Raw genomic sequence first — 25,592 nt, forward strand, 5'->3', positions numbered from 1 at the left:
ACATGATGCTCGATCACTACCAACAAACCAAGAACCTCCTGGTCAGCTACAGCGAGAACGCCGCAGGCTTCTTCTAAGAAGCCGCCTTCGTCGGGTTACACCCCGGGTCTCTCCAGGCTCGGGGTGTAACCGCGCTTCGGGTGGACAAGAACCGAGGCATCCGTCACACTCTTTTAAAGGTTGGAAAAACGACCTTTCAGACGTGGAAATCAATCGAGGGGGTTGGGTGTGACGTCAAGTCACGGCGCGGTGGAGGAGCACCTCGAGAGCGCGGGCTATCTACAGAAGCGGCAGCTCAAATCCGGTAGTGCCGGCTGGATCCTGCTGGCCGGGCTGGGGGTCAGCTATGTGGTGTCAGGTGACTACTCGGGCTGGAATTTCGGTCTGGAACAAGGCGGATTCGGTGGTTTGGCCATCGCCGCGGTGGTGATCGCCGGTATGTATCTGGCCCTGGTCCTGGGCATGGCGGAACTGTCGTCGGCCTTGCCCGCCGCGGGCGGCGGCTACACGTTCGCCCGCCGCGCGCTCGGGCCGTGGGGTGGATTCGCCACCGGCACAGCCATTCTCATCGAGTACGCCATCGCGCCGGCCGCCATCGCGACGTTCATCGGCGCCTACGTCGAATCTCTTGGGCTGTTCGGCATCACCGACGGGTGGTGGGTCTACCTGGCCGCCTACGTCCTGTTCATCGGAATCCATCTCTCCGGCGTCGGTGAAGCGCTCAAGGTCATGTTCGTCATCACCGCCATCGCACTGGTCGGGCTGGTCATCTTCGCCGTCTTCGCCGCCGGGCACTTCGACGCCGCCAACCTGACCAACATCCCCGTCGACGCCGACGCCGCGGGGGCCTCGACGTTCCTGCCGCACGGCTACCTCGGCATCTGGGCCGCCATCCCATTCGCGATCTGGTTCTTCCTTGCCATCGAAGGGGTCCCGCTCGCCGCCGAGGAGACCGCCAACCCGGAACGCAATGTGCCCCGCGGCATCATCGCGGCGATCACCGTCCTGCTGATCACCTGCGCCGCCGTGCTGATCCTCACCACCGGCGCCGGCGGCGCCGAACAGATGTCGTCGTCGGGCAACCCGCTGGTGGAGGCCCTCGGTACCGGCACGGCCGCCAAGGTGGTCAACTACATCGGTCTGGCCGGCCTGATCGCCAGCTTCTTCTCGATCATCTACGCCTACTCCCGGCAGCTGTTCGCGCTGTCACGCGCGGGATATCTGCCAACCCGGCTGTCGCTCACCAACTCTCGCAAGGCGCCGACCCTGGCCCTGATCGTTCCCGGCGTCATCGGCTTCCTGCTGTCGCTCACCGGAAAGGGCGCGCTGCTGCTGAACATGGCCGTCTTCGGTGCCGCACTGAGCTACGTGCTGATGATGGTCAGCCACATCGTGCTGCGCCGACGCGAGCCCGAGATGCGCCGGCCCTACCGCACTCCCGGCGGCGCCATCACCACCGGATTCGCCCTCGTGATTGCCGTTCTCGCCGTCATCGCCACCTTCCTCGTCGACAGCGTCGCGGCACTGTCCTGCCTGGTGGTGTTCGCCGCGTTCATGGCGTACTTCGCCCTGTACAGCCGCCACCGCCTGATCGCCAATTCCCCCGACGAGGAATTCGCGATGCTGGCCGAGGCCGAGAGCGAACTCAAGTGATCTACCGGCAGCACATCGGCGGTGTCGGTTACCGCTTCGACGGACTCGTCGAGGTGCTGGCGAAGGCCACACCGCTGCGGTCGGGTGATCAGCTGGCCGGATGCGCGGCCTCCTCCGATGCCGAAAGAGCTGCGGCGGCATGGACATTGGCCGACATCCCGTTGCAGACATTCCTCGACGAAGAGGTCGTCCCCTACGACGACGACGAAGTGACCCGGCTGATCTTCGACACCCACGACCGCGGCGCCTTCGCCGAAATCTCGCACCTGACGGTCGGTGGGTTCCGGAACTGGCTGCTGGACAACGCCTCTCGGGACGACGGTGCGCAACGCATCGCGGCCGTCGGCCCCGGTGTCACCCCCGAGATGGCGGCCGCGGTCAGCAAGATCATGCGCAACCAGGACCTGATCGCGGTCGCGGCCGCCACCCAGGTCACCGCGGCATTCCGGACCACCGTCGGCATACCGGGGACGTTGGCCACCCGGCTGCAGCCGAACCACCCGACCGACGACCCGCGGGGGATCGCCGCGGCCGTCCTCGACGGGCTGCTGCTCGGGTGCGGTGACGCTGTCATCGGGATCAACCCGGCCACCGATTCACCGCACGCCACAGCCGATCTGCTGCACCTGCTGGACTCGATCCGGTCCCGCTACGACATCCCCGCGCAATCCTGCGTGCTGTCGCACATCACCACCACCATCGGGCTGATCGACGAGGGCGTGCCGGTGGATCTGGTGTTCCAATCGATCGCCGGCACCGAAGCAGCCAACACCGCGTTCGGGGTGAACATCGACCTGCTGCGCGAGGGCAACGCCGCGGCGCGGTCGCTGCGGCGCGGCACCGTCGGGGACAACGTGATGTACCTGGAAACCGGTCAGGGCTCGGCGCTGAGTTCCGGCGCGCATCTCGGTGTCGGCGGCAAGCCGGTCGATCAGCAGACGCTGGAGGCCCGGGCCTACGCGGTGGCCCGCGACCTGGAGCCGCTGCTGGTCAACACCGTGGTCGGTTTCATCGGTCCCGAATACCTCTATGACGGGAAGCAGATCATCCGGGCCGGTCTGGAGGATCACTTCTGCGGCAAGCTGCTCGGGCTGCCGATGGGGGTCGACGTCTGCTACACCAACCACGCCGAAGCCGACCAGAACGACATGGACAACCTGCTGACGCTGCTCGCCGCCGCCGGCGTTGCCTTCGTCATCACCGTGCCGGGCGCCGACGACGTGATGCTCGGCTACCAGAGCCTGTCCTTCCACGACGTACTGGCCACCCGGCGGACCCTCGGGTTGCGCCCGGCACCGGAGTTCGAGGACTGGCTGCGCGGTATCGGCATGATCGACGCTGCCGGTCGGTTGACGCCCTTCGACGTCACCCAATCGCCGCTGCGATCATTGACCTCGGCGGCGGCATCATGAGCTCCTCCGAGCTGGCCCGGCAGCAATTCTGGGACGAACTGCGCACCACCACCCAGGCCCGGATCGGGCTGGGCCGCGCCGGCAACGGGCTGCCGACGCGAGAAGTGCTGGCGCTCAACGCTGCCCACGCCGCAGCCCGCGACGCCGTGCACCTGCCCCTGAACGTAGAACAGCTGGCCGCGAGTGTCGGTGAGGTCGGCATCGGCACGCCGGCGACGGTCACCAGCCAGGCGACATCACGGGGCGAGTATCTACGCCGGCCCGATCTGGGCCGCAGCCCCGCCGACCTGTCGGCGGTACCCGACGGCCCCGCCGATATCGGCTTCGTGCTCGCCGACGGGCTGTCACCGACCGCGGTGATGCACCACGGTGTCCCGCTGCTGCGTGCACTGGTGGCCCAACTCGGACAGACGTATTCGTTGGCGCCGCCGGTGATCGCGACGCAGGCACGGGTGGCCCTGGGGGATCACATCGCGGCCCGGGGTGGCTACGGGACGCTGTTGGTCATCATCGGCGAGCGGCCCGGCCTGTCCGTATCGGACAGTCTGGGCATCTACCTGACCCACCGTCCCCGCCCGGGGTGCACCGATGCGGATCGCAACTGCATCTCCAACATTCACCCACCGGACGGACTGGGGTACCAGGAGGCGGCTCGCATCGCGACCGGTCTGGTTGCCGGGGCGCGGCAACTCGGGCGCTCGGGGGTGACACTCAAGGACACCTCGCGGGGTGTCGCGGTCGGGACGGGTGCCGGCGCACAACTGTTGTAGCGAAGCGCCAACCGACCGACGGGTGCCGGAGCAGGCTCGGCAGCAGTGCCAGCGAATCGAAGTAGGTGACGCGTTCGGTGGCCTTGCCGTCGCGAAGGCTGAGCCGGTTCACCGTCGGCCACTCCAGTGTCCCGCCGAAGGCTCGCAATCGGAATTCGATGAACACCAGGGACTCGTCGCCGGACCATCGATCGACGACTCCGTGCAATCCCGGCAGACAGTGGCAGAAGAGCCGGAACTGGTCCTGCGCGGCGGCAATGCCCGCTGTGGTCGGCGTCAGGGGTTGCCTCAGCACCACGTCGGGGTGCAGCAGACCGGGAAGCTGCTCTGGCGATGGGTGCCGCCAGAATTCGGCGAACCGCGTGACGAAGTCGTGTGTGCTCATGAGGTGACGGTGCAGGGCAGTGGCTGCCACGTCAGCTCGTCGTGCTGCCAATCGCTGCCATCGGGTTTGTCGGTGGTGCCCTCTAGCATCCCGGCCATGAACTTCGTATCCACGCGCATCATCACCGCCGACGTCGGCCGGCTGGTCGCGTTCTATGAGCAGGTCACCGGCATCGCCGCGGTGTGGGGCAATGAGCTGTTCGCCGAGATCCCGACACCGGTCGGCACCCTGGCCATCGGCAGCGACAAAACCGTGCCGCTGTTCGGTGCGGGGTCGGCCGAGCCCGCCGCCAACCGCAGCGCGATCATCGAGTTCATCGTCGACGACGTGGATGTCGAGTACCAGCGCCTGCGGGGGCACGTCGGCGAAGTGGTCACCGAGCCCACCACGATGCCGTGGGGTAACCGGGCATTGCTGTTCCGCGACCCGGACGGCAACCTCGTCAACCTGTTCACGCCGGTGACCGACGCGGCGCGGGCCAAGTTCGGGATCAGCCCACCGAACTGATACTGGCGCCGCAGATCGGCAGGTCGATCGGCAGGGTGCGCGCGACGACATCGTCGGGCGGGGTGACCACCAGCTGACCCCAGCGGGCGCAGGCGTTCCCCGTCTCGGTGTCGATCATCGAGGTGAGCACGTCGGCGCTGGCGACCTCACCCGGCTGCAGCGTCAGGCGCGGCGCCGCGTTGGCCGGCCGTCGCGGGATGTTGATCAGCACCCCGCCGGCCGGTGTCACCAGATCGGCGCCCGGATAGCCCACCATGGTGCAGGCCTGCTGCGACGAGTTCCGGAACGACACGACCACCCGTCGTTGCGTGTTCGCGGATTCCATTGGCCCATTGGTGACGTCGAGCGCCTCGTCGGAGCACGGGCCGACCTGCTGCGGTGGCTCGGGGGGTGCCTGCGTCGGCGCGACCGTGACCGTCACGGGTGTCACCGGGGGAGCGGGTGCCGGCGTCGCGGCGAGGGTGGGATGGGCGGTCGGCGTCGCGGTGACCGTGACCGTCTGCGCCGGCGGCGACTGCTGGGCGGTGCATCCCGCCAACAGGGCGACCGCCACTACCGGCAGCGACCGAGCGACGATCTTCATGGGGCAAGTCCTTTCGTGGTGTCAGGTGCTTGCACGCTAGAGCCGGGTTCTTGTCGGATTCTTGGTGCCGACCCCGAGAAGGGACCACACCACAACGTCGGTGACGCCTCAGAGTCCGCCGCACCGGGACGGGGCCAGGAAGGGTGACCAGGGCGGGCAGTCCGCCGGCAGGGGCTGCGGCTCGGCCGGTGGCGGGGGCGGTGGCGCGGGCGGCACGGGTGCAGCCTGGTGCGGCGTTCCTCGCCACGGATAGACGGTGTTGGTGGCGATATCCACGGTGCCCTCGGACGTCCAGTACCAGTCGTGGCAGATGTTCCAGTCCCAGGTGATCACCCCGAATTCGGCCCCGGGAATCAACGGGTCACCCGGGCACCAGTGGGTGCAGGTGAGGCCACCGGGACAGTTGCCGCCCTGATAGCTGGGGCCGTCCGCGGATGCGGTGCCGGTGGCAGCGCCCAGGGCGGCCAATCCCACCCCGCCGGACATGACGGCGGTGGCCGCCATTCGCGCAATCCGGTTCATCTCTCGGTCCTTCCGTCAAGCGCCGCCTCCGGACGCGTCCTGGCATCCAGTAGATGCCGAGCGGGACCGCTACCGATCCCAAATAGCGCCTATGGCGTCTCTATCGCCGGGTCGGCGCGCGGCGTTGGCCGTCCGGTGCGACCAGGTGGGAATCGGTGGCGGTACCGCGGTGTTGGAGGGGACGAGTTCACCCACGACATCCGCCCGTGCGGCCGGAGCGGGTGCGCGGCTGTCCGGACCGACAGCGCCAAAGAACATCCGAACCGATGACGCTGAGCCACCACCGTAAAACGGTTGGCGGGCAGCGTGATCGTCGCGTCGGGAATATTCTGCACGGCGCCGTCGCACACCCGACCGATACGGTGATTGCCGATGTGTTGATCAATCCCGAGGGGGCATCCCGTTCCGGGGCTGTCGATCACCGTGATGGCAGTCACTCGACAGGCGCGTTTTAAAAAACTTGCCCTCCAACGAATTTCAGAGACCGAACCGTCGACCTCGGGGGTAGTATCGACGGTCCGGTCTGCTCGTTACAACGCATCAAAGGCCGCTTTTTATGCCAGGGGCGCGCCGCATCGGTCGAGCGAACGTCCGAGACCGTCCGATCTGAGATAGGTGCCATGCGAAAGCCCTTCCGAGTCGCCCTCAACACACTGGGAGTCCTCGTTGCCACCCCGGTGCTCGTACTCGCGACGACAGCCGTTGTCCACGCCGTCGCGTCGAAGGTCGAAGCATCGGACATCGTCTCCTACGGCGAATTGGTGCCGGTCGACGGCAAGAAGATGAACGTGGTGATACGTGGCAGCGGCAACGACACCATCGTTCTGCTACCCGGCCTCGGCACGGCCGCCCCGGCGCTTGACTTTCAACCGCTGATCGAGGCGCTCTCGGTTCGTTATCGCGTCATCGCCGTCGAGCCGTTCGGCACCGGGCTCAGCGACCAGACCGACACCGAGCGGACCATCGGGAATATCACCAGGGAACTGCACGAGGCACTTCGGTACCTCGGGGTCGACCGTTATGTGTTGATGGGCCACTCGATGGCGGGGATCTACGCGCTGGCCTACAGCGCGGCCTACGCCGGTGAACTCAGTGCGTTCGTCGGTATCGACAGCAGTGTTCCCGACCAGCCCGGCTGGAATGAGCCGCTACCGGCCGATGCGATCGTGGCCTTGGCCGACCTCGGGATCACCCGGTTGTTGCGCTGGCTCGGTGACGACCCCTACGCGGGGCTTCCGTATGACGAGGCGACGCAACGGCAGCTCGATCTGCTGAGTGCGAAGAATGCGGCAGCCCCGACGTTGACAAACGAAATGCGTAATGCGCCGGCAAATTTCGCCGCCGTCAGCGGGATGACGTTCCCGAAGGATCTGCCGGTGCTGCTCTTCGTGCGGGCGCAGGATGCCGATATCCCGGGCTGGGGTGAACTGCACCGGCGGCAAGCCGCGAGCGTCGACCGCGGCCGGGTGATCACCCTGGATGGCGGTCACTATCTGCATCACACCCGCTCGGCGGACATCGCGCGGGATACGGCGACGTTTCTCGAGCCGCACTGACCACCCGGAATGCCCGGGATTGACGGGCGGCGCGACAGGTTGTAAAACTGTCTTACATATTACAGCTTGTGCCGGTGCAGACGGGAGTCCTTTGGTGTCGATCACGCCCATCGGTCGAGGCAGCTCGGCGGACGCCGTCTACAGCCAGCTGCTCGCGCTGATCCAAGAAGGCGAATACGCGGTCGGTGCGCGCATCCCCTCCGAGCTCGAACTGGCCCGTCTGTTCGGGGTGAGCCGCCCGGTCATCCGGGAAGGGCTGGGCGGGTTGCGGTCGGCGGGAATGATCGAATCACGGGCCGGTGCAGGGACTTTCGTCACCGCCACCCACCCCAAGGCGCCGGGCCTGGTCCTGCTGGACCGTTACGAGACCGCCGATCTGCACGAGGTGCGCCAGCATCTGGAAATTCCCGGTGCCGGTCTGGCGGCGCTGCGCCGCACGGACGAGCACATCGCGGCCCTGGACGTGCTGGTCGAACGCAGCCGCGATGAGCGCGATGTCGTCAACTGGATCCGCGACGACCTCGAATTCCACGTCACCATCGCATCGGCCACCGGAAATGCGTTGCAGGTTCAACTTATTCGCGGACTGCGCGAATTGCAGTTCGAGCAGTCCGTGGAGATGGCGCGGCTGGCCGGGGGACTGGCCGCGCCGCACGCCGAACACCACGCCATCCTGGAGGCCATCCGGGCGCAGGATCGGGCCGGCGCCGAACAGGCGATGGCCGATCACCTCGCGGCCATCCAGCAACGGGTCAGTGCCCTCGCGTCCCACTCGACTTCCCCGGAGCAAGCATGAAACTGCCTTCCCACAACCGATTCGGCTACCAGCCCATCACCCAGCGGCCGTCGTTCAACTGGCCCGGTGGCCGTCAACTGGCGGTGTATGTGGCGGTCGCCCTGGAACACTTCTCCTATGACGCCGACGGGCTGGGATTGTCCTACTCGCCGGGGCTGCGTCACCCCAACACCTACAACTGGGCCTGGCGTGAATACGGCAACCGGGTGGGCGGCTACCGACTGCTCGATGAACTCAGCGCCCACGGCATGCCGCTCACGGTGCTGCTCAACACCGCCTGTTACGACCACTGCCCCCAACTCGTCACGGCGTACCGACAGGCCGGAGCCGAGTTCGTCGGGCACGGGATCACCAACTCGGTGCACCCCAACGAACAGGACGAACAAGCCGAGATCGAGACGATTCGCGCGGTCCGCGACGCCATCGCCGCACACGAAGGAAATCCGCCGGCGGGCTGGATGAGTCCCGGTGCACATCCCAGCCGGCGGACCGAGGACATTCTCGCCCGCGAAGGTTTTGGCTACACCTTGGACTGGCCGATGGATGATCAGCCCACCTGGATGGACACCCTGGGCGGCCCGCTGCTGAGCGTTCCTTACCCGCATGAAGTCAACGACGTTCCCGCCGTGGCGTTGCACCATGCCTCGGGCGCAGACTTCGCCACCATCATCGGTGACACCTTCGACGAGATGCGGGAACAGGCGCGATCGCAACCCTTGGTGCTCGGCATCGTGATCCACAGTTTCATCGTCGGCCAGCCGTTCCGCCTGCGCCGGTTCCGTGAAGTCCTCACCCACCTCACCGCCGGTCACCCCGACGTCTGGCTGACCACGCCGGGGCAGATCGCCCGTCATTTCACGAATACCGTTCCACCGGAACGGAGCTGAGGTGACCGGCGACTCCGGCTGCACCGAACTCGGCGACGCTGCCCGGCGTGCGGCCGCGGCGCTGTCGGCCTTCGGCTCGCTCACCACCCGCCTCACCATCGACGATGACCCGTCCGCCTTTCGCCGCATCCTGGAACGACAGGTGCCACGATGAATCCGCCGACGTGGACGGCACGCGGCTTGACGGCCGCTCTGCGCCGCGGTGAGTTCTCCTGCGCCGAAGTCCTGGCCGTCGCCCGCGAGATGCTGCAGCGTGTCGATAGGCTGACGAACTGCGTCGTCGATGATGACCTCCCCGGCACCGCACGGCACGTCGGCGAACTCGACTCGATGAGCGCCGAGACGCGACGTGAGCAACCGCTGTTCGGGCTGCCGTTCGGATTCAAGGACGTCTTCGCCTACCGCGGCGAGGCCCCCGGCCTGGGGCGGGCCGAATCGCGGCACACACATCGTGCGCGGAACGCAGAAGTGCTGCAGCGCGCCGAGAATGCCGGGGCGATCGCCGTCGCCCGACTGAGCCTGGACCCCATGAGCTACTCGGCGACCGGTCTCAACGACGACCTGGGGGACACCCGCAACCCGTGGGACCCCCAACGCATTTCCGGAGGATCGTCGGCTGGTGCCGCTGTCGCGGTCGCCGCGGGCGCGTTACCGGCGGCGATCGCGTCCGACACCGGCGGATCGGTCCGCATACCGGCCGCGATGTGCGGGGTGGTGGGGCTGAAACCCACCTATGGCCGAATCTCGCGCCGCGGCATGGCGCCGGTGTCGTTCTCCCAGGACTGCGTCGGCGTCATCGCCCGCAGCTGTGACGACGTCGCCTTCGTCTTCGCCAACCTCGCCGGTTATGACGCCGACGATCCCGGCTCCGTGCCCGCGCCACGGCCGCTGGACCAGCCCGACCCGCACGCACTGAACCGGCTTCGCATCGGCATCGACCGAGAGCTACTCGCGCGCAGCGCCACCGCAGAGGTGCGCGCGGCCATCGATGCCGCCATCGGCATCCTGGAGGGAATGGGCGCCCGTCTCGTCGAGATCGATCTGACGGGACTTTTCGGCTACGACAGCGCGGCGACGATGTTGACCGGAGCGGAGATCCTGTCCCTGTACGGGTCCGACTATCGCAGGCACCGAACGAAATACCCACCGACACTGCGGGCGCGACTGGACGCCGCGCTGCTGGCACCGCCCACCGCCCATGTCGATGCGCAACGCCTCCAGGGCCGCGCGCTGCACGATGTGCTCACCGGCCCGCTCACGCAGTGCGACGTGCTGTTGTCAGCGACCGTACCCGACGGCGCCCCGACCATCGCCGACCTCCGGACCGGCGGCGCCGAGCCGTCGCTCACCAACCAGAGGCTCCTGGCGCTGAACCGGCCGTACAGCTTCGTCGGCCTGCCGGCGCTGAGCATCCCGATCGGTTTCGGCGCCACCGGCCTCCCGCTGGCCATGCAACTGGCCGCGCGGCCGTGGAACGAAGCACTTCTGCTGCAGGCCGGTGCCGCCTATCAAAGCGCCACCGACTGGCACACCAAATATCCCACCAACCTCTATGCGGAGCAACGGAAATGACGACGAAGACCACGACCCAGCCCCCCGGCATCTGGAATCCCGGCGAGCATCTCTTTGCCCAATGCACGGTGGTCACCAATCCCACCCGCACGGTCTACCTGGCCGGTCAAACCTCGATCGACGAGAACGGTGACATCATCGGCGTCGGGGACGTCGAGACACAGATACGCACGTCGTTCGCGAACATCGCCACCATCCTCGCCCACGTCGGCGGCACGATCGAGGACGTCGCGAAGATCACCGCGTACTTCGTCGACATGGCAGCGCTGCCCGTGTACACGCAAGTCCTCGGCGAACTCTTCCCGAAGGTGCGGCCCAGTCAGACCGTCGTTGAGGTCGTCCGGCTGGCCATGCCGGAACTGCTCGTCGAGATCGACGCGACGGCGGTGTTGTGATGCGTGCGGTCAAACGGGTCGGCATCGTCGGGCTCGGGCCCATCGGTAGAGCCGTGGCCGAGGCCATCGACCTAGGGCTGCAAGGATATCGGCTGTCGGCGGTCGCCTCCGGGCACGCCGAGCGCGCCGCGGCCTATTCGCGCACACTGCGCCGGCCTGTACCGGTATTGGACGGGCCGGATATCGGCGCAGTCTCCGACATCGTCGTGGAATGCGCACCGTCGGCCATCTTCGAGAGTCTCGCGCGGCCGACCCTGGAACAGGGCCGGGACCTCATCGTGCTCAGCTCCGGGGCCCTGCTCACGCACTGGGACCTGGTCGAACTCGCCGACCTCACCGGGGGCACGTTGCGCGTCCCCACCGGTGCGCTGCTCGGGCTGGACGCCGTGCAGGCCGCCGCGCAGAACGGGCTGCGGTCGGTGCGGATGACCACCCGCAAACCACTGCACAGTCTCCTCGATGCTCCCCACCTGCACGGCCGGTCGGGGTTGGCGACGATCACCGAGCCCACCCTGTTGTTCACCGGCACCGCGCGTGAGGCCGCCGAGGGATTCCCCGCCAATCTCAATGTCGCGGTGGCACTGTCGCTGGCCGGGTTGGGCCCGGACCGGACCGAAGTGGAGATCTGGGCGGATCCGGCGCTGCAACGCAACACGCACCGAATCGACGTCGACGCCGCCTCGGCAACGTTCTCGATGTCGATCGAGAACGTCCCCTCCGAGAACCCGAAGACGGGCCGGATCACGGCACTGAGCGTCGTCGCGTTGCTGCGCAAGCTCGCGGCGCCGCTGCAAATCGGAACCTGACCGAACGACAGGAAGGGACAACGTCATGGATCTTGGCCTGGATGGCCGAATTGCCTTGGTCTGCGGGGCAAGTGGCGGCCTCGGCCGCGCCATCGCCACTCGGCTGACCACCGAAGGGGCTGTCGTGGCCGGAATCGGCCGCAACCCCGAAGCGCTGGCCACCACCGCCGCGACCGCCGGTCACTTGTTCACACCGTTCACCGCCGATCTGAACGATCCGGACAGCGTCACCGCGGCGGTCGACGCGATCGAGGAATCGATCGGCCCAATCTCGGTGCTGGTGAACAACACCGGTGGCCCCGCACCGGGTCCGCTGCAGGGTGTCCCGGTGGAACACTGGCGGACCGCCTTCGACGCGATGGTGGCCCCGGTGGTGCAGTTGACCGACCGGGTGCTACCCGGTATGCGCGCGGCGGGCTGGGGCCGGGTGATCACCAGCACCTCGTCGGGAATCGTGGCACCGATCCCGAATCTGGGGCTGTCCAACGCACTGCGGTCCACACTGGTCGGTTGGTCGAAGACACTGGCGACCGAGGTGGCCGCCGACGGTGTCACCGTCAACATCGTCATGCCCGGCCGCATCGCGACGCCACGCGTCGCCGCACTGGATCAGGCACGCGCCCAACGGGAATCGCGACCGGTGGCTGATGTCACGGCCGCGAGTGTCGCCGCGATCCCGATGGGCAGGTATGGACGACCCGACGAATACGCCGATGTCGTGGCGTTCTTGGCCGGAACCGGGGCCTCATACGTAACCGGTTCGGTAGTTCGAGTCGATGGAGGAATGGTGCCCAGTGTCTGAGACAAGAGCCACGATCCGGAAGCGGTTTCTCGCCGTCGACACCTCGGTGGTCGCCGACGTCCTCGACGAACACGGACTGCCGGACCAAGCGCTACACCCCGACCTGCGACCCTTCTCCGGTACCCAACTGGCCGGCTGGGCTTACACCATTGCCGGTGAGAAAGCCACGTACAGCGGGGGTGGCGACCCGGCCAAGATGCAGGCATGCGGCGGCATCGGACCCGACGAGATCTCGGTCTGGGCCGGCGACGGTGAAGGCATCTGCTATTTCGGGGAGCTGATCGCGCTCGGAATGGCCGAACGCGGGTCGGTCGGGGCCGTACTCGACGGCGGCATCAGGGACGTCCACTGGTTGCGGCAGCACCAGTTCCCGGTATTCGCTCGCTACCGCTCACCCATCCAGTCGATCGGGCGATGGCGCGTCACCGCGTATCAGCAGCCGATCACCATGCCCGGCGCCACCTGTGCCTCCGTCGATGTGCGGCCCGGTGACTTCGTGCTCGGCGACGACGACGGTGTGATCGTCGTGCCGGCCGAACGCGTCGAGACGGTTCTCGCTCGCAGTGAGGAACTCACCGCCACGGAGATCCGCGTGCGGGCAGCGTTGCGTGAGGGCAACACGCTCGCCGAATGCCTGGCCACCTTCGGCCACGTGTAGCTGACAGCCAAGGAGATCGTGTGACCGCCGAAACGCCCCCATCCGCACCGGGAAACGCCCCTGCGACAACCGGTGTCGCCGTCGAATGGCTCGGGTTGGAACAGGTCCCGCCCGAGGAAAGACACGGATCCGCCGGCAAAATTGGGGTGCTCTGGTTCGCCGCACAGCTTGTGCCGACCGCCTTCTTCCTCGGAGCCCTTGGGGCACAAGACTTCATCGGCCTGAGCTTTCCGGTCGCGTTCCTGGCCATCGTGCTCGGGACGGCGCTGGGAGCGCTGGCCCCGGCAGTGCTCGGGCTTGCGGGACCGCATACCGGCCTGGCCCAACTCGCCCAGTCCAAGCCGTTGTTCGGGCGCGCCATCACCTTGGTCGGCGTCCTGGCCGCCGGTACCAGCCTCGCCTTCATCGCGCTCGGCAGCATCTTCGGGGCCCAGTCGCTGAACATCACCGTCGGGATGCCGTTCATCCCGGCCATCGCCCTGGTCTTCGCCTTCGTCGGACTGGTCAGTGTGCTCGGTTACCGGTTCATGCACCGGTTCGAGCAGGCGATGGCTCTCGTGGTGGGGGCCGGATTCGTCGTCGTCACGGTCGCCATCGTCGGTCGCTCAGGACAGATCGTCCTCGATCAGACCAACCACGGAGCCGGCGCGGTGGGTGCGTTCGCGCTGCTGACGACCATCTCGTTCAGCTTCACCTTCGCGTGGGCGCACAACGCCGCGGACTACTGCCGATACCTGCGAAGCGATGTGTCCAAGCCGCGATTGTTCCTGTCGGTGTTCGCCGGAGTTTCGGTCGCCTGTATCTGGTTGGAAGGCCTCGGTTTGGCGGCGGGCACCCTACTGCCGGATGTCTCGGCGATGGCCGCGATGCACGACCTGGTCGGTCGGGGGCCGGTCGGGGCCGCGGTATTGCTGGCGATGTTCCTGGGTGTGGTGGCCAATGCCACGGTGGCGCAGTACAGCGCGGGACTGCAACTGCTGGCCGCCGGTGTGCGCCTGCCGAGGCCGGTGGTGACCGTCGGCACCACCGTCCTGGCGTTCGCGCTGGCGCTGTACTTGCAGGCAGGTGACCTCGCGCCACGCTTCACCAGCGTCATGTTGCTGGCCTCGTACTGGGTCGCGCCGTTCGTGGGCATCGTTGCGGTGTTCTGGTGGCAGCGTCCGGCGGTCGAGACGTTCGTGACTGCCGCATGCACACCCGTTCGCCGATTGCCCTGGCGGCCAAGTGCTTTGGTCGCACTGCTGGTCGGCTTCGTGGGTTGCCTGCCGTTCTCCAACACCACGTTGGGTGCCGAGCTGGCCGAACGAGGCCCGGTGTACGGCGCGCTGTTCGGCTCGGTCTCACGCTCGGTGCTGCACGGTGCGGACCTCGCGTACCCGGTGGGCATCGTGCTCGGTGCCGGAACGTATGTCCTGCTCGAAGGCGTCCGCGCGCTGCACGCCGAGCGGGAGGCACGCATCCCGCAGCGTGCACAGCTGCAGACCGGCTGACCCGGGCGGCTATGCCTGGGGTGCGGGAACGTCGACGACGATCTCGGCCCCCAGGGTGTATCCGGGTGCCAGCGACAGCGAGTCACCACTCCAGAACTTGCCCGGATCGAAGTAGTTCTCCCGTTTCTCGGTCCGCAGCAGGCCCATGTCCTCGTAGGTGATGGCGACCGTCTCCGCGCAGTACGCCGTCTCCAGGCCGACGGCCCGCTGCCGCGACTTGCTGCGCTCGGCGGACTCACGCACCTTCTTGTGCACGAACGGCAATCCCCGGGTGAAGTCGCTGACGACGGGCAGCCGCCCCCGCAGCCACCGCCCGGTCAGCCGCGCCGTCGTCGGGAACGCCGTCCCGTTCATCCGGGCGATCACCCGCAGCATCCGGTCTTCCTGCTCGCGGGTGGCATACGGGGAGAGCTGGCGCAGCCAGCAGCGCTGCCCGTAACCGTGCACCCACTGCTCGACGACCTCGCGCGTATCGTTGAGCTGGACGCCGCGGTGATGCGTGCCGGTCCACAGATCCAGCAGCTTTTGCCCCAGTTCGGCATGCCAGATCAGCGGCGGCAGGTCGTCGATGGCCACCGTCACGCCGACGTGGTTGACCGGCGCGTTGGTCAGGGTCTGAATGGCCCGGTCCGGACCGGACTCGCCGCGGAACAGCCAGATATCGCCCGTGCGGGTCTCCTGCAGCGCTCGGTCCAATGGCACCGTGTGTGCGTTCACCCCCGGCAGCCTATGCAGCACAATCGCTTGATGCGAAGCATCTGGAAATGGGTCGGGTTGGCCGGTGTCGCCGGGGTGGTGGCCGGCGGGGTGCTGGTCGCGCGGGATCAGCGCAAGCGCAAGGCCTACACGCCCGACGATATCCGGGCCCGGCTGCACCAGCGGCTCAACGAGGCGAACCAGGCCGGTTAGCGCCTGGCGGGCGGCCCCGAAATGCCACCGTTTACGGCGTGTCGGTGAGCAGACACGGCCGCTCGCGGACGAACGGTCAGCGGCTGACGAAGTCCACCACGACGTTGGTGAAGGCGTCGTTGTCGTCGCCCGCGGCGGTGTGCCCGGCATCGGACAGCTCGACGAACTCGGCGGCCGGCACCTTCGCCAGGAAGTCGCGGACGCCCTCCTCGGACACCACGTCGGAGAGCCGGCCGCGAATCAGCAGGATCGGCACGGTGAGGTTCATCGCGGCCTGCTCCAGCTTGTCCACCCGGGTGAACGGGTCATCGTCGGGCTTGGTGAGAAACGCCGGATCCCAATGCCAGTACCACCGGCCGTTGCGCAGCCGCAGATTCTTCTTCAGCCCTTCGGCGCTGCGGGGTTTCGGCCGATGCGGCAGATATTCGGCCACCGCGTCGGCGGCCTGTTCCAGCGAGTCGAAGCCGTGCACGTGGTTGAACATGAAATCGCGGATGCGGGCGCTGCCGTCCTTCTCGAACCGCGGCACCACATCGACGAGCACCAGCTTGGTCACCAGGTTGGGCCCGGCCTCGTGGGCGGCCAGGATGCCGGTCAGCCCGCCCATGCTGGCGCCGATGAGCACCACCGGCCTGTCGATCTGGTAGAGCACCTGCAGGACGTCGGCGCACAGGGTCTCGACGGAGTAGTTGGCGGTGGGGGACCGGTCGCTGTCGCCGTGTCCGCGGCTGTCCAACGCGACGACGTGCATGCCGGCGCCCGCCCCCGGGTCGCCGGCCAGGATCTGCCCGGTGTTCTTCCACGAGTGCCGGTTCTGGCCGCCGCCGTGCAGCAGCAGGACGCTGGGTAGGTCGGTCTCGATGCCGGCGTTCCATTCGTCGGCAACCAGGGTCAGGTCGTCGACACCACGGAACGTGACCGTCTGCGGTGCGTTGTCTGCTGTGCTCACGGGCATCCTCTCGCCGACCCGGCGATCACGTTACCCAGACACCCGATACCGCAAATGGCCGGTCCGCCCGCGCGGGCGTCCCTAGAATCACGCCTGTGCCGCCGGAACGTTCCCTCGACGAGGAACGTTGCCGCATCATCGAGGCCACCTACGAGTGCCTGCTGGAGTCGCATGAGGGCCCGTTGCCGGTGGCGGCGATCCTGGCCAGGGCCGGGGTGTCCAGCCGAGCGTTCTACCGGCATTTCGAGTCCAAGGACGAGTTGTTCCTGGCGATGCTGCAGGACCTGGCGGCGACGCTGTCGGGCTGGTTGGAGGAGATCGCGCGCGGGCCCGGCACGCCGGCCGAGCAGTTGCGCGCCTGGATCGGCCAAATGTTTGCTCTGGCGACCGAACCGTTGGTCTCCAGCTATCTCGCTGTGATGGAATCCGACGAGATGCGGTCCGCCAAGGGGTATCCGCACGTCCGCGAACTCGCGCGCACCGATCGGGAACGTTCGCTGGCCGAGATTCTGCGCCGCGGCGTTCAGGATGGCTCATTTCCGCTGGCCGAACCCGAGGTTGACGCGGTGGCGATCAACGCCTTGGTCAGCAGGCAGCTCAGTGTGCCGGTGCCGGTCGACCCGGCGCTGGTCGACATCGCCAAGCAGCGGGTGCTCGGTTTCGCCTTGCGGGCACTCGGCGCTGGCAAATTTTGATATGTAGCCTCCCGAATTGTAAATCCGTGGTGACCGGCGCGGCGCCGCGCGGTAGATGTTGCTGGCGGGAAAATCGTTATGTACGTTCTTGCCCGTCCATGGTGGTGCCTGTGGTCAGATTCGTGTGACACGGCTTCGTCGGGGCGCGGGGAAGGGAAACGGCAGGTAATGCGGAAGAGGTGCAGCTCGGGACGGCGTCGTTAATGGCCTCCTCCGACGCGGTGCCCGACGTCGTCGCAAAACCCGTGCGCGCGTTCGGCGGCTTCTTCTCGATGACGTTGGACGTCTTCGTGCTGATGTGGCGGCCGCCGTTCGCCTGGCGGGAATTCATCCTGCAAGCCTGGTTCGTGGCGCGGGTGTCGATCCTGCCGACGTTGATGCTCACCATCCCGTACACGGTGCTGCTGACCTTCACGTTCAACATCCTGCTCACCGAATTCGGCGCGGCCGACTTCTCCGGGACCGGCGCCGCCCTGGGCACCGTCAGCCAGATCGGACCGATCGTCACCGTGCTGGTGATCGCCGGCGCCGGTGCCACCGCCATGTGTGCCGACCTTGGCGCGCGCACCATCCGCGACGAGCTGGACGCCTTGCGCGTCATGGGCATCAATCCCATTCAGGCACTGGTGATTCCGCGCGTGCTCGCGGCGACGACGGTATCGCTGGCACTGTCGGCCACGGTGGTGCTGGTGGGCCTGACGGGGGCGTATTTCTTCTGCGTGTACATCCAGCACGTATCGCCGGGCGCCTTCGTCGCCGGCCTCACCCTGGTGACCGGCCCCGCCGACGTGGTCATCGCGCTGGCCAAGGCCGCGCTGTTCGGCCTGGCGGCCGGCCTGATCGCCTGCTACAAGGGCATTTCGGTGGGCGGCGGTCCGGCCGGAGTCGGTAACGCCGTGAACGAGACGGTGGTGTTCACGTTCATGACGCTGTTCGCCATCAACGTCGTCGCGACGGCGGTCGGTGTGAAGGCCACGATGTGAGCGGGGCCCGATGAGTGGGGCACTGGGGTACCGTCTGAAGCGGGGGGTCGGCGGTGTCGTCGACAGCTGGAACCAGGTCGGCGTACAGACGAAGTTCTTCGGCCGCACCCTGCGTTCGATACCCGACGTCTTCATCAACTACCCCAAGGAACTGATCCGGCTCATCGCCCAAATGGGGCTGGGCACGGGTGCATTGGCCATCATCGGTGGCACCGTCGCCATCGTCGGCTTCCTCACCATCAGCACCGGTGCCCTGGTCGCCGTGCAGGGCTACAACCAGTTCGCCGAGATCGGTGTCGAAGCGCTCACCGGTTTCGCCTCGGCCTTCTTCAACGTCCGCCTCATCGCGCCGGGCACCACCGCCGTCGCGTTGTCGGCCACCATCGGCGCCGGCGCCACCGCCCAGCTGGGTGCCATGCGTATCAACGAGGAGATCGACGCCCTCGAGGTGATCGGCATCCGGAGCGTCGCCTACCTGGCGTCTACCCGTGTCATCGCCGGTGTGGTGGTGGTGATCCCGCTGTACTGCGTCGGCGTGCTGATGTCGTTCTGGGCGGCCAAACTGGGCACCACCGCCATCTACGGGCAGTCCATCGGTGTCTACGACCACTACTTCGACACGTTCCTCAACCCCGTCGACCTGATCTGGTCGTTCGTGCAGTCCATCGCCATGGCCATCGTGATCATGCTGGTGCACACCTTCTACGGGTTCACCGCCAGCGGTGGGCCGGCCGGCGTCGGTGAGGCGGTGGGTCGCGCGGTGCGCACCTCGCTGGTGATCTCGGCGTTCGTCGTGGTGATGATCTCGCTGGCCGTGTACGGGCAATCGGGCAACTTCAACCTGGCCGGCTGACGCACATGGACCACTTCTCTCGCGACAAGGGGCTGGCGCCGGGCTGGTGGACGCTGATCCTGGTGCTGTTCGTCGTCGGCTCGGTGTGGCTGTCGTATTCGCTGTTCACCGGCAACCTGAAATCCTCGGTGCCGGTCACCCTCACCTCGGATCGTTCGGGTCTGGTCATGGAGACCAACGCCAAGGTGAAGATGCGCGGCGTGCAGGTCGGCAAGGTGGCGGCCATCTCCGGGGGCGACAGCAAGAGCGCGGCCCCGGTGAAGCTGCGCCTGGACATCGACCCCGACCAGATCCGATACATCCCGGCCAATGTGGAGGCCCGGATCCGGGCCACCACCATCTTCGGCGCCAAATTCGTCGACCTGGTGTACCCGGACAACCCCAGCCCGCAGCGGCTGGAACCCGGCCAGGTGCTCACGTCGCTCAACGTCACCACCGAGGTGAACACCGTCTTCCAGAACCTGGTGGGCGTGCTGGACAAGGTCGACACCGCCAAACTCAACGCGGTGCTCTCCGCACTGGCCGAGGGTGTCCGCGGGCAGGGCGAGCGCATCGGCCAGGCCACCACCGACGCCAACCAGGTGCTGCTGGCCATCAACCCGCGCAGCGACACCATCCGGGCCGACTGGCAGTCACTGCAAGGCTTCAGCGACGCCTACGCCGGTGCGGCACAAGACATCCTGTCCACGCTGAACGCGGCGAGCACCACCGCGGTCACCATCTCCAGCCATGCCCAGCAGCTGGACGCGCTGCTGCTGGCCACCACCGGGCTGTCCAACAAGGGCATCGAGCTGCTGGCGCCCAACCAGGGCAACCTGATCACCGCGATCAACACGTTGCGGCCCACCACCGATCTGCTGGCCAAGTACGACCCCGAATACACCTGCATGCTCGTCGGCGCCAAATACCTTCTGGACCACGGTGGTTACGAGGCCACTGGCGGCAACGGCAAGTCGTTCATCCTGGACGCCGGCATCCGGCCGGGCAACGACCCGTACAAGTTCCCGCAGAACCTGCCGATCATCGGCGCCAAGGGCGGGCCGGGCGGCAAGCCGGGCTGCGGCTCGCTGCCGATCGTCGACCAGAACTGGCCGGTGCGCCAGCTCATCACCAACACCGGTTTCGGTACCGGCCTGGACTGGCGCCCCAACCCGGGCATCGCCTTCCCGATGTACGGCAACTACCTGCCGGTCACCCGAGCGGTGCCCGAACCGCCCAGCATTCGCAACACCTTCGGTGGTCCGGCGCCCGGACCGATCCCGTATCCCGGGGCACCGGCCTACGGTGCGCCGCTGTACGCGCCGGACGGCACGCCGTTGTGGCCGGGTCTGCCGCCCGCCCCGCCGCCGGGCGCCCCGCGCGATCCCGGGCGCACGCCGGGCTCGGAACCGTTCGTGGTGCCCGCCCCCGGTGTGCAGCCGACACCGCTGCCGCCGGTACCCCTTCCCGAGGAGGCCGCCCCGTCGCCGTAGACGCAACGAGCACACCCGAACTCAGCAGCACGAGAAGGAACGAGCCATGAAAGACAACCTGGTGGGCGCGATTTGGCGCCTTGCCATCTTCCTGGCGGTGTGCCTGCTGGGTGTCTTCGGCTTGTTCGCGATCTTCGCGCAGCTGCGGCTCGGCGAGTCCACCCACACCTACCGGGCGTTGTTCGCCAACGCCTCGGGCATGGAGGAAGGCGATTTCGTGCGGATCGCCGGTGTCGAGGTGGGCAAGGTCGGTGCGATGCACATCCAGGACGACGGCACGGTGCTGGCCGAGTTCACCGCCGACGATTCGGTGGTGCTGACCGAGGGCAGCCGCGCGGTGATCCGCTACGACGATCTGATCGGCGGTCGGTACCTGGCCCTGCAGGAAGGCGTGGGAAACACCAAGAAGCTCAAGCCCGGTGACACCATCCCGCTGGCCCGCACGTCACCGGCGCTGGACCTGGATGCGTTGATCGGCGGGTTCCGGCCGCTGTTCCGCGCCCTGGACCCCAACCAGGTCAATGCGCTGTCGGGCCAGTTGATCAGCGCGCTGCAGGGTCAGGGTGCCACCATCGGGTCGTTCCTCAGCCAGACCGCCGCCCTGACCAACACGTTGGCCGACCGGGATCAGTTGATCGGCGAGGTGATCGTCAACCTGAACACCGTGATGGGCTCACTCGGAGATCAGAACAAGCAGTTCGCCAAGGGCATCGACGGCCTGGCGCAGCTGATGGACACGCTGGCCCAGCGCCGCACCGATATCGCCAACGGTGTCGCCTACGCCAGCGCCGCCGCCGGCAGCATCGCCGACCTGCTCGAGCAGGCACGTCCGCCGCTGGTCAAGACGGTGCATGAAACCGACCGTGCCGCAGGCATCGTGGTGGCCGATCACGACTACTTCGACAACCTGCTCAACACCCTGCCGGACTCGTACCAGATCCTGGCCCGCCAGGGCATCTACGGTGACTTCTTCAGCTTCTACCTGTGCGACATCATCCTCAAGCTCAACGGCAAGGGCGGACAGCCGGTGTATGTGAAGGCGGCCGGGCAGGACAGCGGGCGGTGCACGCCGCGATGAAGTCCTTCTCCGAACGCAACCAGCTGATCGTCGGCGCCGTCGGTCTGTTGGTGATCGCCGCCATCATCGTCGGCGCCCTCAACTACGACAAGTTGCCCTTCCTGGACCGGGGCAAGGACTACTCGGCCTACTTCGCCGAGGCCGGCGGCCTGCGCAGCGGTGCGGCCGTTCAGGTTTCGGGCATGCGCGTCGGGCACGTGACGGCCGTGGAACTGGACGGCCAGCGGGTGCTGGTCAAGTTCAAGGTCGACGACGGGGTGCGCATCGGTGACCGCAGCGAGGCCGCGGTGAAGACCAAGAGCCTGCTGGGCACCAAGATCCTGGAAGTGTCCCCGCGGGGCGAGGGAACGCTGCAGGCCACCATCCCGCTGGAACGCACCACGCCCGCCTATCAACTGCCGGATGCGCTGGGCGATCTGGCCACCACCATCAGCGGCCTGAACACCGACCAGCTCTCGGATTCGTTGCGGGTGCTGTCGGAGACCTTCGCCGACACCCCGCCCGAACTCAAGGTCGCCGTCGAAGGTGTGGCCCGGTTCTCCCAGACCCTCAACGAGCGCGACGCCCAGCTGCGCGGCCTGCTCAGCAATGCCAACACCGCCACCACGGTGCTGGCCGAGCGCAGCGACCAGATCGTCGGCCTGGTCCGCAACACCAACGCCCTGCTGGCCGAACTGCAGGGGCAAAGCGCTGCGCTGGACAGCCTTTCGGGCAACATCTCGGCGCTGAGCCAGCAGATACAGGGGTTGATCGCGGAGAACAAGACCACCCTGCGCCCGGCGCTGGACAAGCTCAACGGAGTGCTGACCATCCTGGACAACCGCAAGGACCGGTTGCGTAAAGCCCTGCCGCTGCTGAACTCCTACGCGATGTCGCTGGGTGAGTCGGTCAGTTCCGGTCCGTTCTTCAAGACCTACATCGTCAATCTGCTTCCCGGACAATTCATCCAGCCCTTCGTCGACGCGGCGTTCTCCGACCTGGGCCTGGACCCGCACGTGCTGCTGCCCTCGCAGCGCACCGACCCGCAACTGGGTCAGCCGGGCACTCCGGCCATGCCCGTCCCGTTCCCGCGGACCGGTCAGGGAGGCGAGCCGAGGATGAACCTGCCCGACGCGATCACCGGCAACCCCGGTGACCAGGGGTGCGGGCCGCCCGGGCTGCCGCTGCCCGGGCCCACCGGCTGCTACCCGTACCGTGAGCCCATTCCGCCCGGCCCGCCAGGTGGTCCGCCGCCGGGACCGCCGGCGATCGCGCCACCGGGAATCGCCTCCACCCCAACGCCGTTCCCCAGCCCGGTGCTGGTGCCGGCGCCGGGTGAGCCGGGGCAGGACACCGGGGCGAGCGCAGCGACGGGGCAGGACACCGGGGCGAGCGCAGCGACGGGGCAGGACACCGGGGCGAGCGCAGCGACGGGGGCCGGCCAGTGAACTCGGCAGTGAACGCGCGCAACGCCCGGATCGGTCTGGCGCTGGCCCTGGTGCTCATGCTGGGCGCCGGCGTGTACCTGGTGACCCGGGCCGGCGACACCCTCAACCGGACGAACGTCGTCGCGTACTTCGAGAACAGCAACGGCATCTTCGTCGGTGACGACGTGATGATCCTCGGGGTTCCCGTCGGCCGGATCGACAAGATCGAGCCGGAACCGCAGCAGGTGAAGGTCACGTTCCACTACGACGACCGTTACAAGGTGCCTGCCGACGTGAAGGCGGCGATCCTGTCGCCGATGCTGGTGACCTCGCGCGCCATCCAGCTCACGCCCGCCTACTCGGGTGGGGCCGTGCTCAAGAACGACGCCGTCATCCCGCGGGAACGCACCGTCGTGCCCGTCGAGTACGACGATTTCCGTAAGCAGTTGCAGCGCCTGACCGAAACCCTGCAGCCGACCGAACCCGGCGGCGTCAGCACGCTCGGCTCGTTCATCAACACCACCGCCGACAACCTGCGCGGCCAGGGCGCCAGTATCCGCGACGCGCTGACCAAGCTGTCCCAAGCGTTTTCGACACTCGGTGACCACAGCACCGACATCTTCAGCACCGTCAAGAACCTGTCCATCCTGGTGTCGGCGCTGCAGGACAGCACCACGGTGATGCGTCAGCTCAACCAGAACCTGGCCTCGGTGACCGGGCTGCTCGCCGACAATCCCAACGAGGTCGGCAACGCCGTCAAGGATCTGTCCGACACCGTCGGGCAGGTGCAGACGTTCGTGGCCGACAATCGGGAGGCGTTGGGCACCACGTCGGACAAGTTGGCGGGGGTGACGCAGACCCTCAACGACAGCCTCGACGACGTGAAGCAGTTCCTGCACGTCGCGCCGTCGGCGTTCCAGAACTACGTGAACATCTACCAACCGGCGCAGGGCGCGGTGGCGGCGGTCCCGGCGCTGAGCAACTTCGCCGACCCGATCTCGTTCCTGTGCGGCGGCATTCAGGCCGCCTCCCGGATGGGCGCCGAGGAGTCGGCCAAGTTGTGCGTGCAGTACCTGGCGCCGATCGTGAAGAACCGGCAGTACAACTTCCTGCCCCTGGGGTTGAACCAGTTGGTGGGCGCGCAGGCCCGGCCGAACGAGGTCACCTACAGCGAGGAGTGGATGCGGCCGGATTACATCCCGCCACCGGGACCCGCACCGGCGATCCTGCCGCCACCGGTGGTCGACCCCGCGGGTCCGCCGCTGCCCGCGGAGGCACCCCAGGTGACCGATCCGAACGCCGGCCTGCCCGGCCTGATGGTGCACAGCGGCGGTGGCTCGTGAAACGGCTGATCCTCCTACTGGCCTGCATGGCCCTGGGCGGATGCTCGTGGCAGGGCCTGAACTCGGTGCCGTTGCCCGGTGTACAAGGCGAGGGACCGGGTGCCTACACGGTCAAGGCCGAGATGCCCGATGTGGACAACCTGGACCGCAATTCGCGGGTGCGGGTCGGTGACGTCACCGTCGGCAACGTCACCGATATCCAGCGGCAGGGCTGGCACGCGCTGATCACCATGAAGCTCAACGCCGATGTGGTGCTGCCGGCCAATGCGACGGCCAAGATCGGCCAAACCAGCCTGCTGGGTTCCCAGCACATCGAACTCGCACCGCCCAAAGACGTTGCACCGCAAGGCCGGTTGCACGACGGCTCGCTGATCCCGCTGGCCAGCAGCGGCGGCTATCCGACGACAGAGCAGACGCTGGCGGCGATCTCGTTGCTGCTCAACGGCGGTGGCCTGGGCAACGTGCAGGACATCACCGCGGCGTTCAGCCAGGCGTTCACCGGGCGCGAGGCCGACCTGCGCAGCCTCATCGATCAGCTGAACATCTTCATCGCCAACACCAACGACCAGAAGGACGACATCATCGACGCGGCGTCCAGCCTCAACGATCTGGTCGGACAGGTCGCCGCGCAGAAGCCGGTGGTGGACAAGGCGCTCAAGACGGTGCCCGACGCGTTGGCGGTGCTCAAGGATCAGCGCAACCAGCTCGCCGAGGCGGTGACCCAGCTGGGCAAATTCAGTGCGCTGGCGGCGGATTCGGCCAACCAGACCCGTGAGGCGCTGGTGGCGGAGCTGAAATCGCTGGGCCCGACGCTGGAGCAACTGGCCAATGCCGGTCCGGCGCTGACCCGGTCGCTGAGCTTCTTCACCACTTATCCGTTCCCCAAGGAGACGCTGGCCAACTGGATGCGTGGTGACTACGCCAACCTCACCCTGGTGGTCGACCTGACACTGAGCCGGTTGGATCAGGGTGTGTTCACCGGAACACGCTGGGAGGGCGATCTCACCGAGCTGGAGATGCAGTGGGGCCGCACCATCGGCCAGCTGCCCAGCCCGTACACCGCGGTGAATCCGCTCGTGGTGCCGTATCGCTGGGATCAGGGGCCGTAAC

29 protein-coding genes are annotated in these 25,592 nt (G+C 67.3%); 24 read left to right on the forward strand and 5 right to left on the reverse strand.

Going from position 1 to position 25,592, the window contains the following annotated elements; genetic code table 11:
• The first annotated feature begins 228 nt into the window (after positions 1 to 228).
• From eat to eutC, 3 genes are read left to right on the forward strand one after another with little or no spacing between them, the layout of a single operon-like run.
• A complete protein-coding gene (gene eat, locus AWB94_RS01980) occupies positions 229 to 1,653 on the forward strand; it encodes an ethanolamine permease (protein WP_109762509.1) in 1,425 nt (474 codons plus the stop codon).
• Complete coding sequence (locus AWB94_RS01985) at positions 1,650 to 3,065, forward strand: ethanolamine ammonia-lyase subunit EutB (protein ID WP_062658784.1); 1,416 nt, start codon at positions 1,650 to 1,652, stop codon at positions 3,063 to 3,065. Before eat ends, AWB94_RS01985 begins: the two co-directional genes overlap by 4 nt.
• Complete coding sequence (gene eutC / locus AWB94_RS01990; RefSeq protein WP_062658785.1) at positions 3,062 to 3,835, forward strand: ethanolamine ammonia-lyase subunit EutC; 774 nt, start codon at positions 3,062 to 3,064, stop codon at positions 3,833 to 3,835. The genes AWB94_RS01985 and eutC overlap by 4 nt, the downstream gene beginning before the upstream one ends.
• Here the strand turns inward: eutC and AWB94_RS01995 are convergent.
• On the reverse strand, positions 3,777 to 4,220 hold the full coding sequence (locus AWB94_RS01995; RefSeq protein ID WP_062658786.1) for a nuclear transport factor 2 family protein: 444 nt from the start codon (positions 4,218 to 4,220) through the stop codon (positions 3,777 to 3,779). The genes eutC and AWB94_RS01995 overlap by 59 nt on opposite strands.
• A 96-nt stretch (positions 4,221 to 4,316) precedes the next feature.
• On the opposite strand from AWB94_RS01995, the gene AWB94_RS02000 reads away from it, so the two are divergent.
• Positions 4,317 to 4,727: a VOC family protein gene (locus AWB94_RS02000; RefSeq protein WP_062658787.1), complete on the forward strand. Its 411-nt coding sequence runs from the start codon at positions 4,317 to 4,319 to the stop codon at positions 4,725 to 4,727.
• Here the strand turns inward: AWB94_RS02000 and AWB94_RS02005 are convergent.
• Positions 4,711 to 5,310: a DUF4232 domain-containing protein gene (locus AWB94_RS02005; protein ID WP_062658788.1), complete on the reverse strand. Its 600-nt coding sequence runs from the start codon at positions 5,308 to 5,310 to the stop codon at positions 4,711 to 4,713. The two genes, AWB94_RS02000 and AWB94_RS02005, sit on opposite strands and share 17 nt — an antisense overlap.
• 108 nt (positions 5,311 to 5,418) lie before the next feature.
• Positions 5,419 to 5,832 (reverse strand): hypothetical protein, encoded by a 414-nt coding sequence (locus AWB94_RS02010; protein ID WP_062658789.1) that lies wholly within the window; start codon positions 5,830 to 5,832, stop codon positions 5,419 to 5,421.
• Between the two features lie 266 nt (positions 5,833 to 6,098).
• Between AWB94_RS02010 and AWB94_RS34455 the strand changes: the two genes are divergently transcribed.
• The 11 genes from AWB94_RS34455 to AWB94_RS02055 all read left to right on the forward strand — a co-directional run bounded on the left by AWB94_RS34455 (position 6,099) and on the right by AWB94_RS02055 (position 14,794).
• Positions 6,099 to 6,287: a hypothetical protein gene (locus AWB94_RS34455; RefSeq protein ID WP_131805377.1), complete on the forward strand. Its 189-nt coding sequence runs from the start codon at positions 6,099 to 6,101 to the stop codon at positions 6,285 to 6,287.
• 165 nt (positions 6,288 to 6,452) lie between these two features.
• The gene (locus tag AWB94_RS02015; RefSeq protein WP_062658790.1) at positions 6,453 to 7,388 is read left to right on the forward strand and encodes an alpha/beta fold hydrolase; all 936 of its coding nucleotides are present in this window, start codon (positions 6,453 to 6,455) and stop codon (positions 7,386 to 7,388) included.
• 94 nt (positions 7,389 to 7,482) lie between these two features.
• The gene (locus AWB94_RS02020; protein ID WP_165605381.1) at positions 7,483 to 8,184 is read left to right on the forward strand and encodes a FadR/GntR family transcriptional regulator; all 702 of its coding nucleotides are present in this window, start codon (positions 7,483 to 7,485) and stop codon (positions 8,182 to 8,184) included.
• On the forward strand, positions 8,181 to 9,071 hold the full coding sequence (locus AWB94_RS02025) for a polysaccharide deacetylase family protein (RefSeq protein WP_062658792.1): 891 nt from the start codon (positions 8,181 to 8,183) through the stop codon (positions 9,069 to 9,071). The genes AWB94_RS02020 and AWB94_RS02025 overlap by 4 nt, the downstream gene beginning before the upstream one ends.
• Position 9,072: 1 nt before the next feature.
• Positions 9,073 to 9,225, forward strand: coding sequence for a hypothetical protein (locus AWB94_RS34925; RefSeq protein ID WP_165605382.1), 153 nt, complete (start codon positions 9,073 to 9,075; stop codon positions 9,223 to 9,225).
• The gene (locus tag AWB94_RS02030; protein WP_062658793.1) at positions 9,222 to 10,643 is read left to right on the forward strand and encodes an amidase; all 1,422 of its coding nucleotides are present in this window, start codon (positions 9,222 to 9,224) and stop codon (positions 10,641 to 10,643) included. Before AWB94_RS34925 ends, AWB94_RS02030 begins: the two co-directional genes overlap by 4 nt.
• The gene (locus AWB94_RS02035) at positions 10,640 to 11,038 is read left to right on the forward strand and encodes a RidA family protein (protein WP_062658794.1); all 399 of its coding nucleotides are present in this window, start codon (positions 10,640 to 10,642) and stop codon (positions 11,036 to 11,038) included. The genes AWB94_RS02030 and AWB94_RS02035 overlap by 4 nt, the downstream gene beginning before the upstream one ends.
• The gene (locus AWB94_RS02040; RefSeq protein WP_062658795.1) at positions 11,038 to 11,844 is read left to right on the forward strand and encodes an aspartate dehydrogenase; all 807 of its coding nucleotides are present in this window, start codon (positions 11,038 to 11,040) and stop codon (positions 11,842 to 11,844) included. Before AWB94_RS02035 ends, AWB94_RS02040 begins: the two co-directional genes overlap by 1 nt.
• A 25-nt stretch (positions 11,845 to 11,869) precedes the next feature.
• The gene (locus AWB94_RS02045) at positions 11,870 to 12,646 is read left to right on the forward strand and encodes an SDR family oxidoreductase (protein WP_062658796.1); all 777 of its coding nucleotides are present in this window, start codon (positions 11,870 to 11,872) and stop codon (positions 12,644 to 12,646) included.
• Complete coding sequence (locus AWB94_RS02050) at positions 12,639 to 13,304, forward strand: RraA family protein (RefSeq protein WP_234811579.1); 666 nt, start codon at positions 12,639 to 12,641, stop codon at positions 13,302 to 13,304. The genes AWB94_RS02045 and AWB94_RS02050 overlap by 8 nt, the downstream gene beginning before the upstream one ends.
• A gap of 20 nt (positions 13,305 to 13,324) precedes the next feature.
• Entirely contained in the window at positions 13,325 to 14,794 is a 1,470-nt protein-coding gene (locus tag AWB94_RS02055) for a purine-cytosine permease family protein (protein ID WP_062658797.1), read from the forward strand.
• A 9-nt stretch (positions 14,795 to 14,803) separates the two neighbouring features.
• On the opposite strand, the gene AWB94_RS02060 is transcribed toward AWB94_RS02055, so the two are convergent.
• Complete coding sequence (locus AWB94_RS02060) at positions 14,804 to 15,511, reverse strand: hypothetical protein (protein WP_062658798.1); 708 nt, start codon at positions 15,509 to 15,511, stop codon at positions 14,804 to 14,806.
• Between the two features lie 30 nt (positions 15,512 to 15,541).
• On the opposite strand from AWB94_RS02060, the gene AWB94_RS02065 reads away from it, so the two are divergent.
• Positions 15,542 to 15,703: a hypothetical protein gene (locus AWB94_RS02065; RefSeq protein WP_109762511.1), complete on the forward strand. Its 162-nt coding sequence runs from the start codon at positions 15,542 to 15,544 to the stop codon at positions 15,701 to 15,703.
• Between the two features lie 76 nt (positions 15,704 to 15,779).
• On the opposite strand, the gene AWB94_RS02070 is transcribed toward AWB94_RS02065, so the two are convergent.
• Positions 15,780 to 16,652 carry an alpha/beta fold hydrolase gene (locus tag AWB94_RS02070; RefSeq protein WP_062658895.1) on the reverse strand — a complete coding sequence of 291 codons (873 nt, stop codon included), beginning with the start codon at positions 16,650 to 16,652 and terminating at the stop codon, positions 15,780 to 15,782.
• 95 nt (positions 16,653 to 16,747) lie between these two features.
• On the opposite strand from AWB94_RS02070, the gene AWB94_RS02075 reads away from it, so the two are divergent.
• From AWB94_RS02075 to AWB94_RS02110, 8 genes are all read left to right on the forward strand, one after another.
• Entirely contained in the window at positions 16,748 to 17,347 is a 600-nt protein-coding gene (locus AWB94_RS02075) for a TetR/AcrR family transcriptional regulator (protein WP_109762503.1), read from the forward strand.
• Between the two features lie 203 nt (positions 17,348 to 17,550).
• Positions 17,551 to 18,330, forward strand: a complete 780-nt coding sequence (locus tag AWB94_RS02080; protein ID WP_036396968.1) for an MlaE family ABC transporter permease — start codon at positions 17,551 to 17,553, stop codon at positions 18,328 to 18,330.
• Between the two features lie 10 nt (positions 18,331 to 18,340).
• Positions 18,341 to 19,183, forward strand: a complete 843-nt coding sequence (locus AWB94_RS02085) for an ABC transporter permease (protein WP_062658800.1) — start codon at positions 18,341 to 18,343, stop codon at positions 19,181 to 19,183.
• Between the two features lie 5 nt (positions 19,184 to 19,188).
• Positions 19,189 to 20,655: an MCE family protein gene (locus tag AWB94_RS02090; RefSeq protein WP_062658801.1), complete on the forward strand. Its 1,467-nt coding sequence runs from the start codon at positions 19,189 to 19,191 to the stop codon at positions 20,653 to 20,655.
• A 46-nt stretch (positions 20,656 to 20,701) separates the two neighbouring features.
• Positions 20,702 to 21,733 carry an MCE family protein gene (locus AWB94_RS02095; RefSeq protein ID WP_062658802.1) on the forward strand — a complete coding sequence of 344 codons (1,032 nt, stop codon included), beginning with the start codon at positions 20,702 to 20,704 and terminating at the stop codon, positions 21,731 to 21,733.
• Positions 21,730 to 23,160: an MCE family protein gene (locus AWB94_RS02100; protein ID WP_085122203.1), complete on the forward strand. Its 1,431-nt coding sequence runs from the start codon at positions 21,730 to 21,732 to the stop codon at positions 23,158 to 23,160. The genes AWB94_RS02095 and AWB94_RS02100 overlap by 4 nt, the downstream gene beginning before the upstream one ends.
• 56 nt (positions 23,161 to 23,216) lie before the next feature.
• The gene (locus AWB94_RS02105) at positions 23,217 to 24,482 is read left to right on the forward strand and encodes an MCE family protein (protein WP_062658897.1); all 1,266 of its coding nucleotides are present in this window, start codon (positions 23,217 to 23,219) and stop codon (positions 24,480 to 24,482) included.
• Positions 24,479 to 25,591 carry an MCE family protein gene (locus AWB94_RS02110; RefSeq protein WP_264022139.1) on the forward strand — a complete coding sequence of 371 codons (1,113 nt, stop codon included), beginning with the start codon at positions 24,479 to 24,481 and terminating at the stop codon, positions 25,589 to 25,591. Before AWB94_RS02105 ends, AWB94_RS02110 begins: the two co-directional genes overlap by 4 nt.
• Position 25,592 lies beyond the last annotated feature (1 nt).

Source organism: Mycolicibacterium canariasense (assembly GCF_002101555.1).
Taxonomy (GTDB): Bacteria; Actinomycetota; Actinomycetes; order Mycobacteriales; family Mycobacteriaceae; genus Mycobacterium; species Mycobacterium canariasense.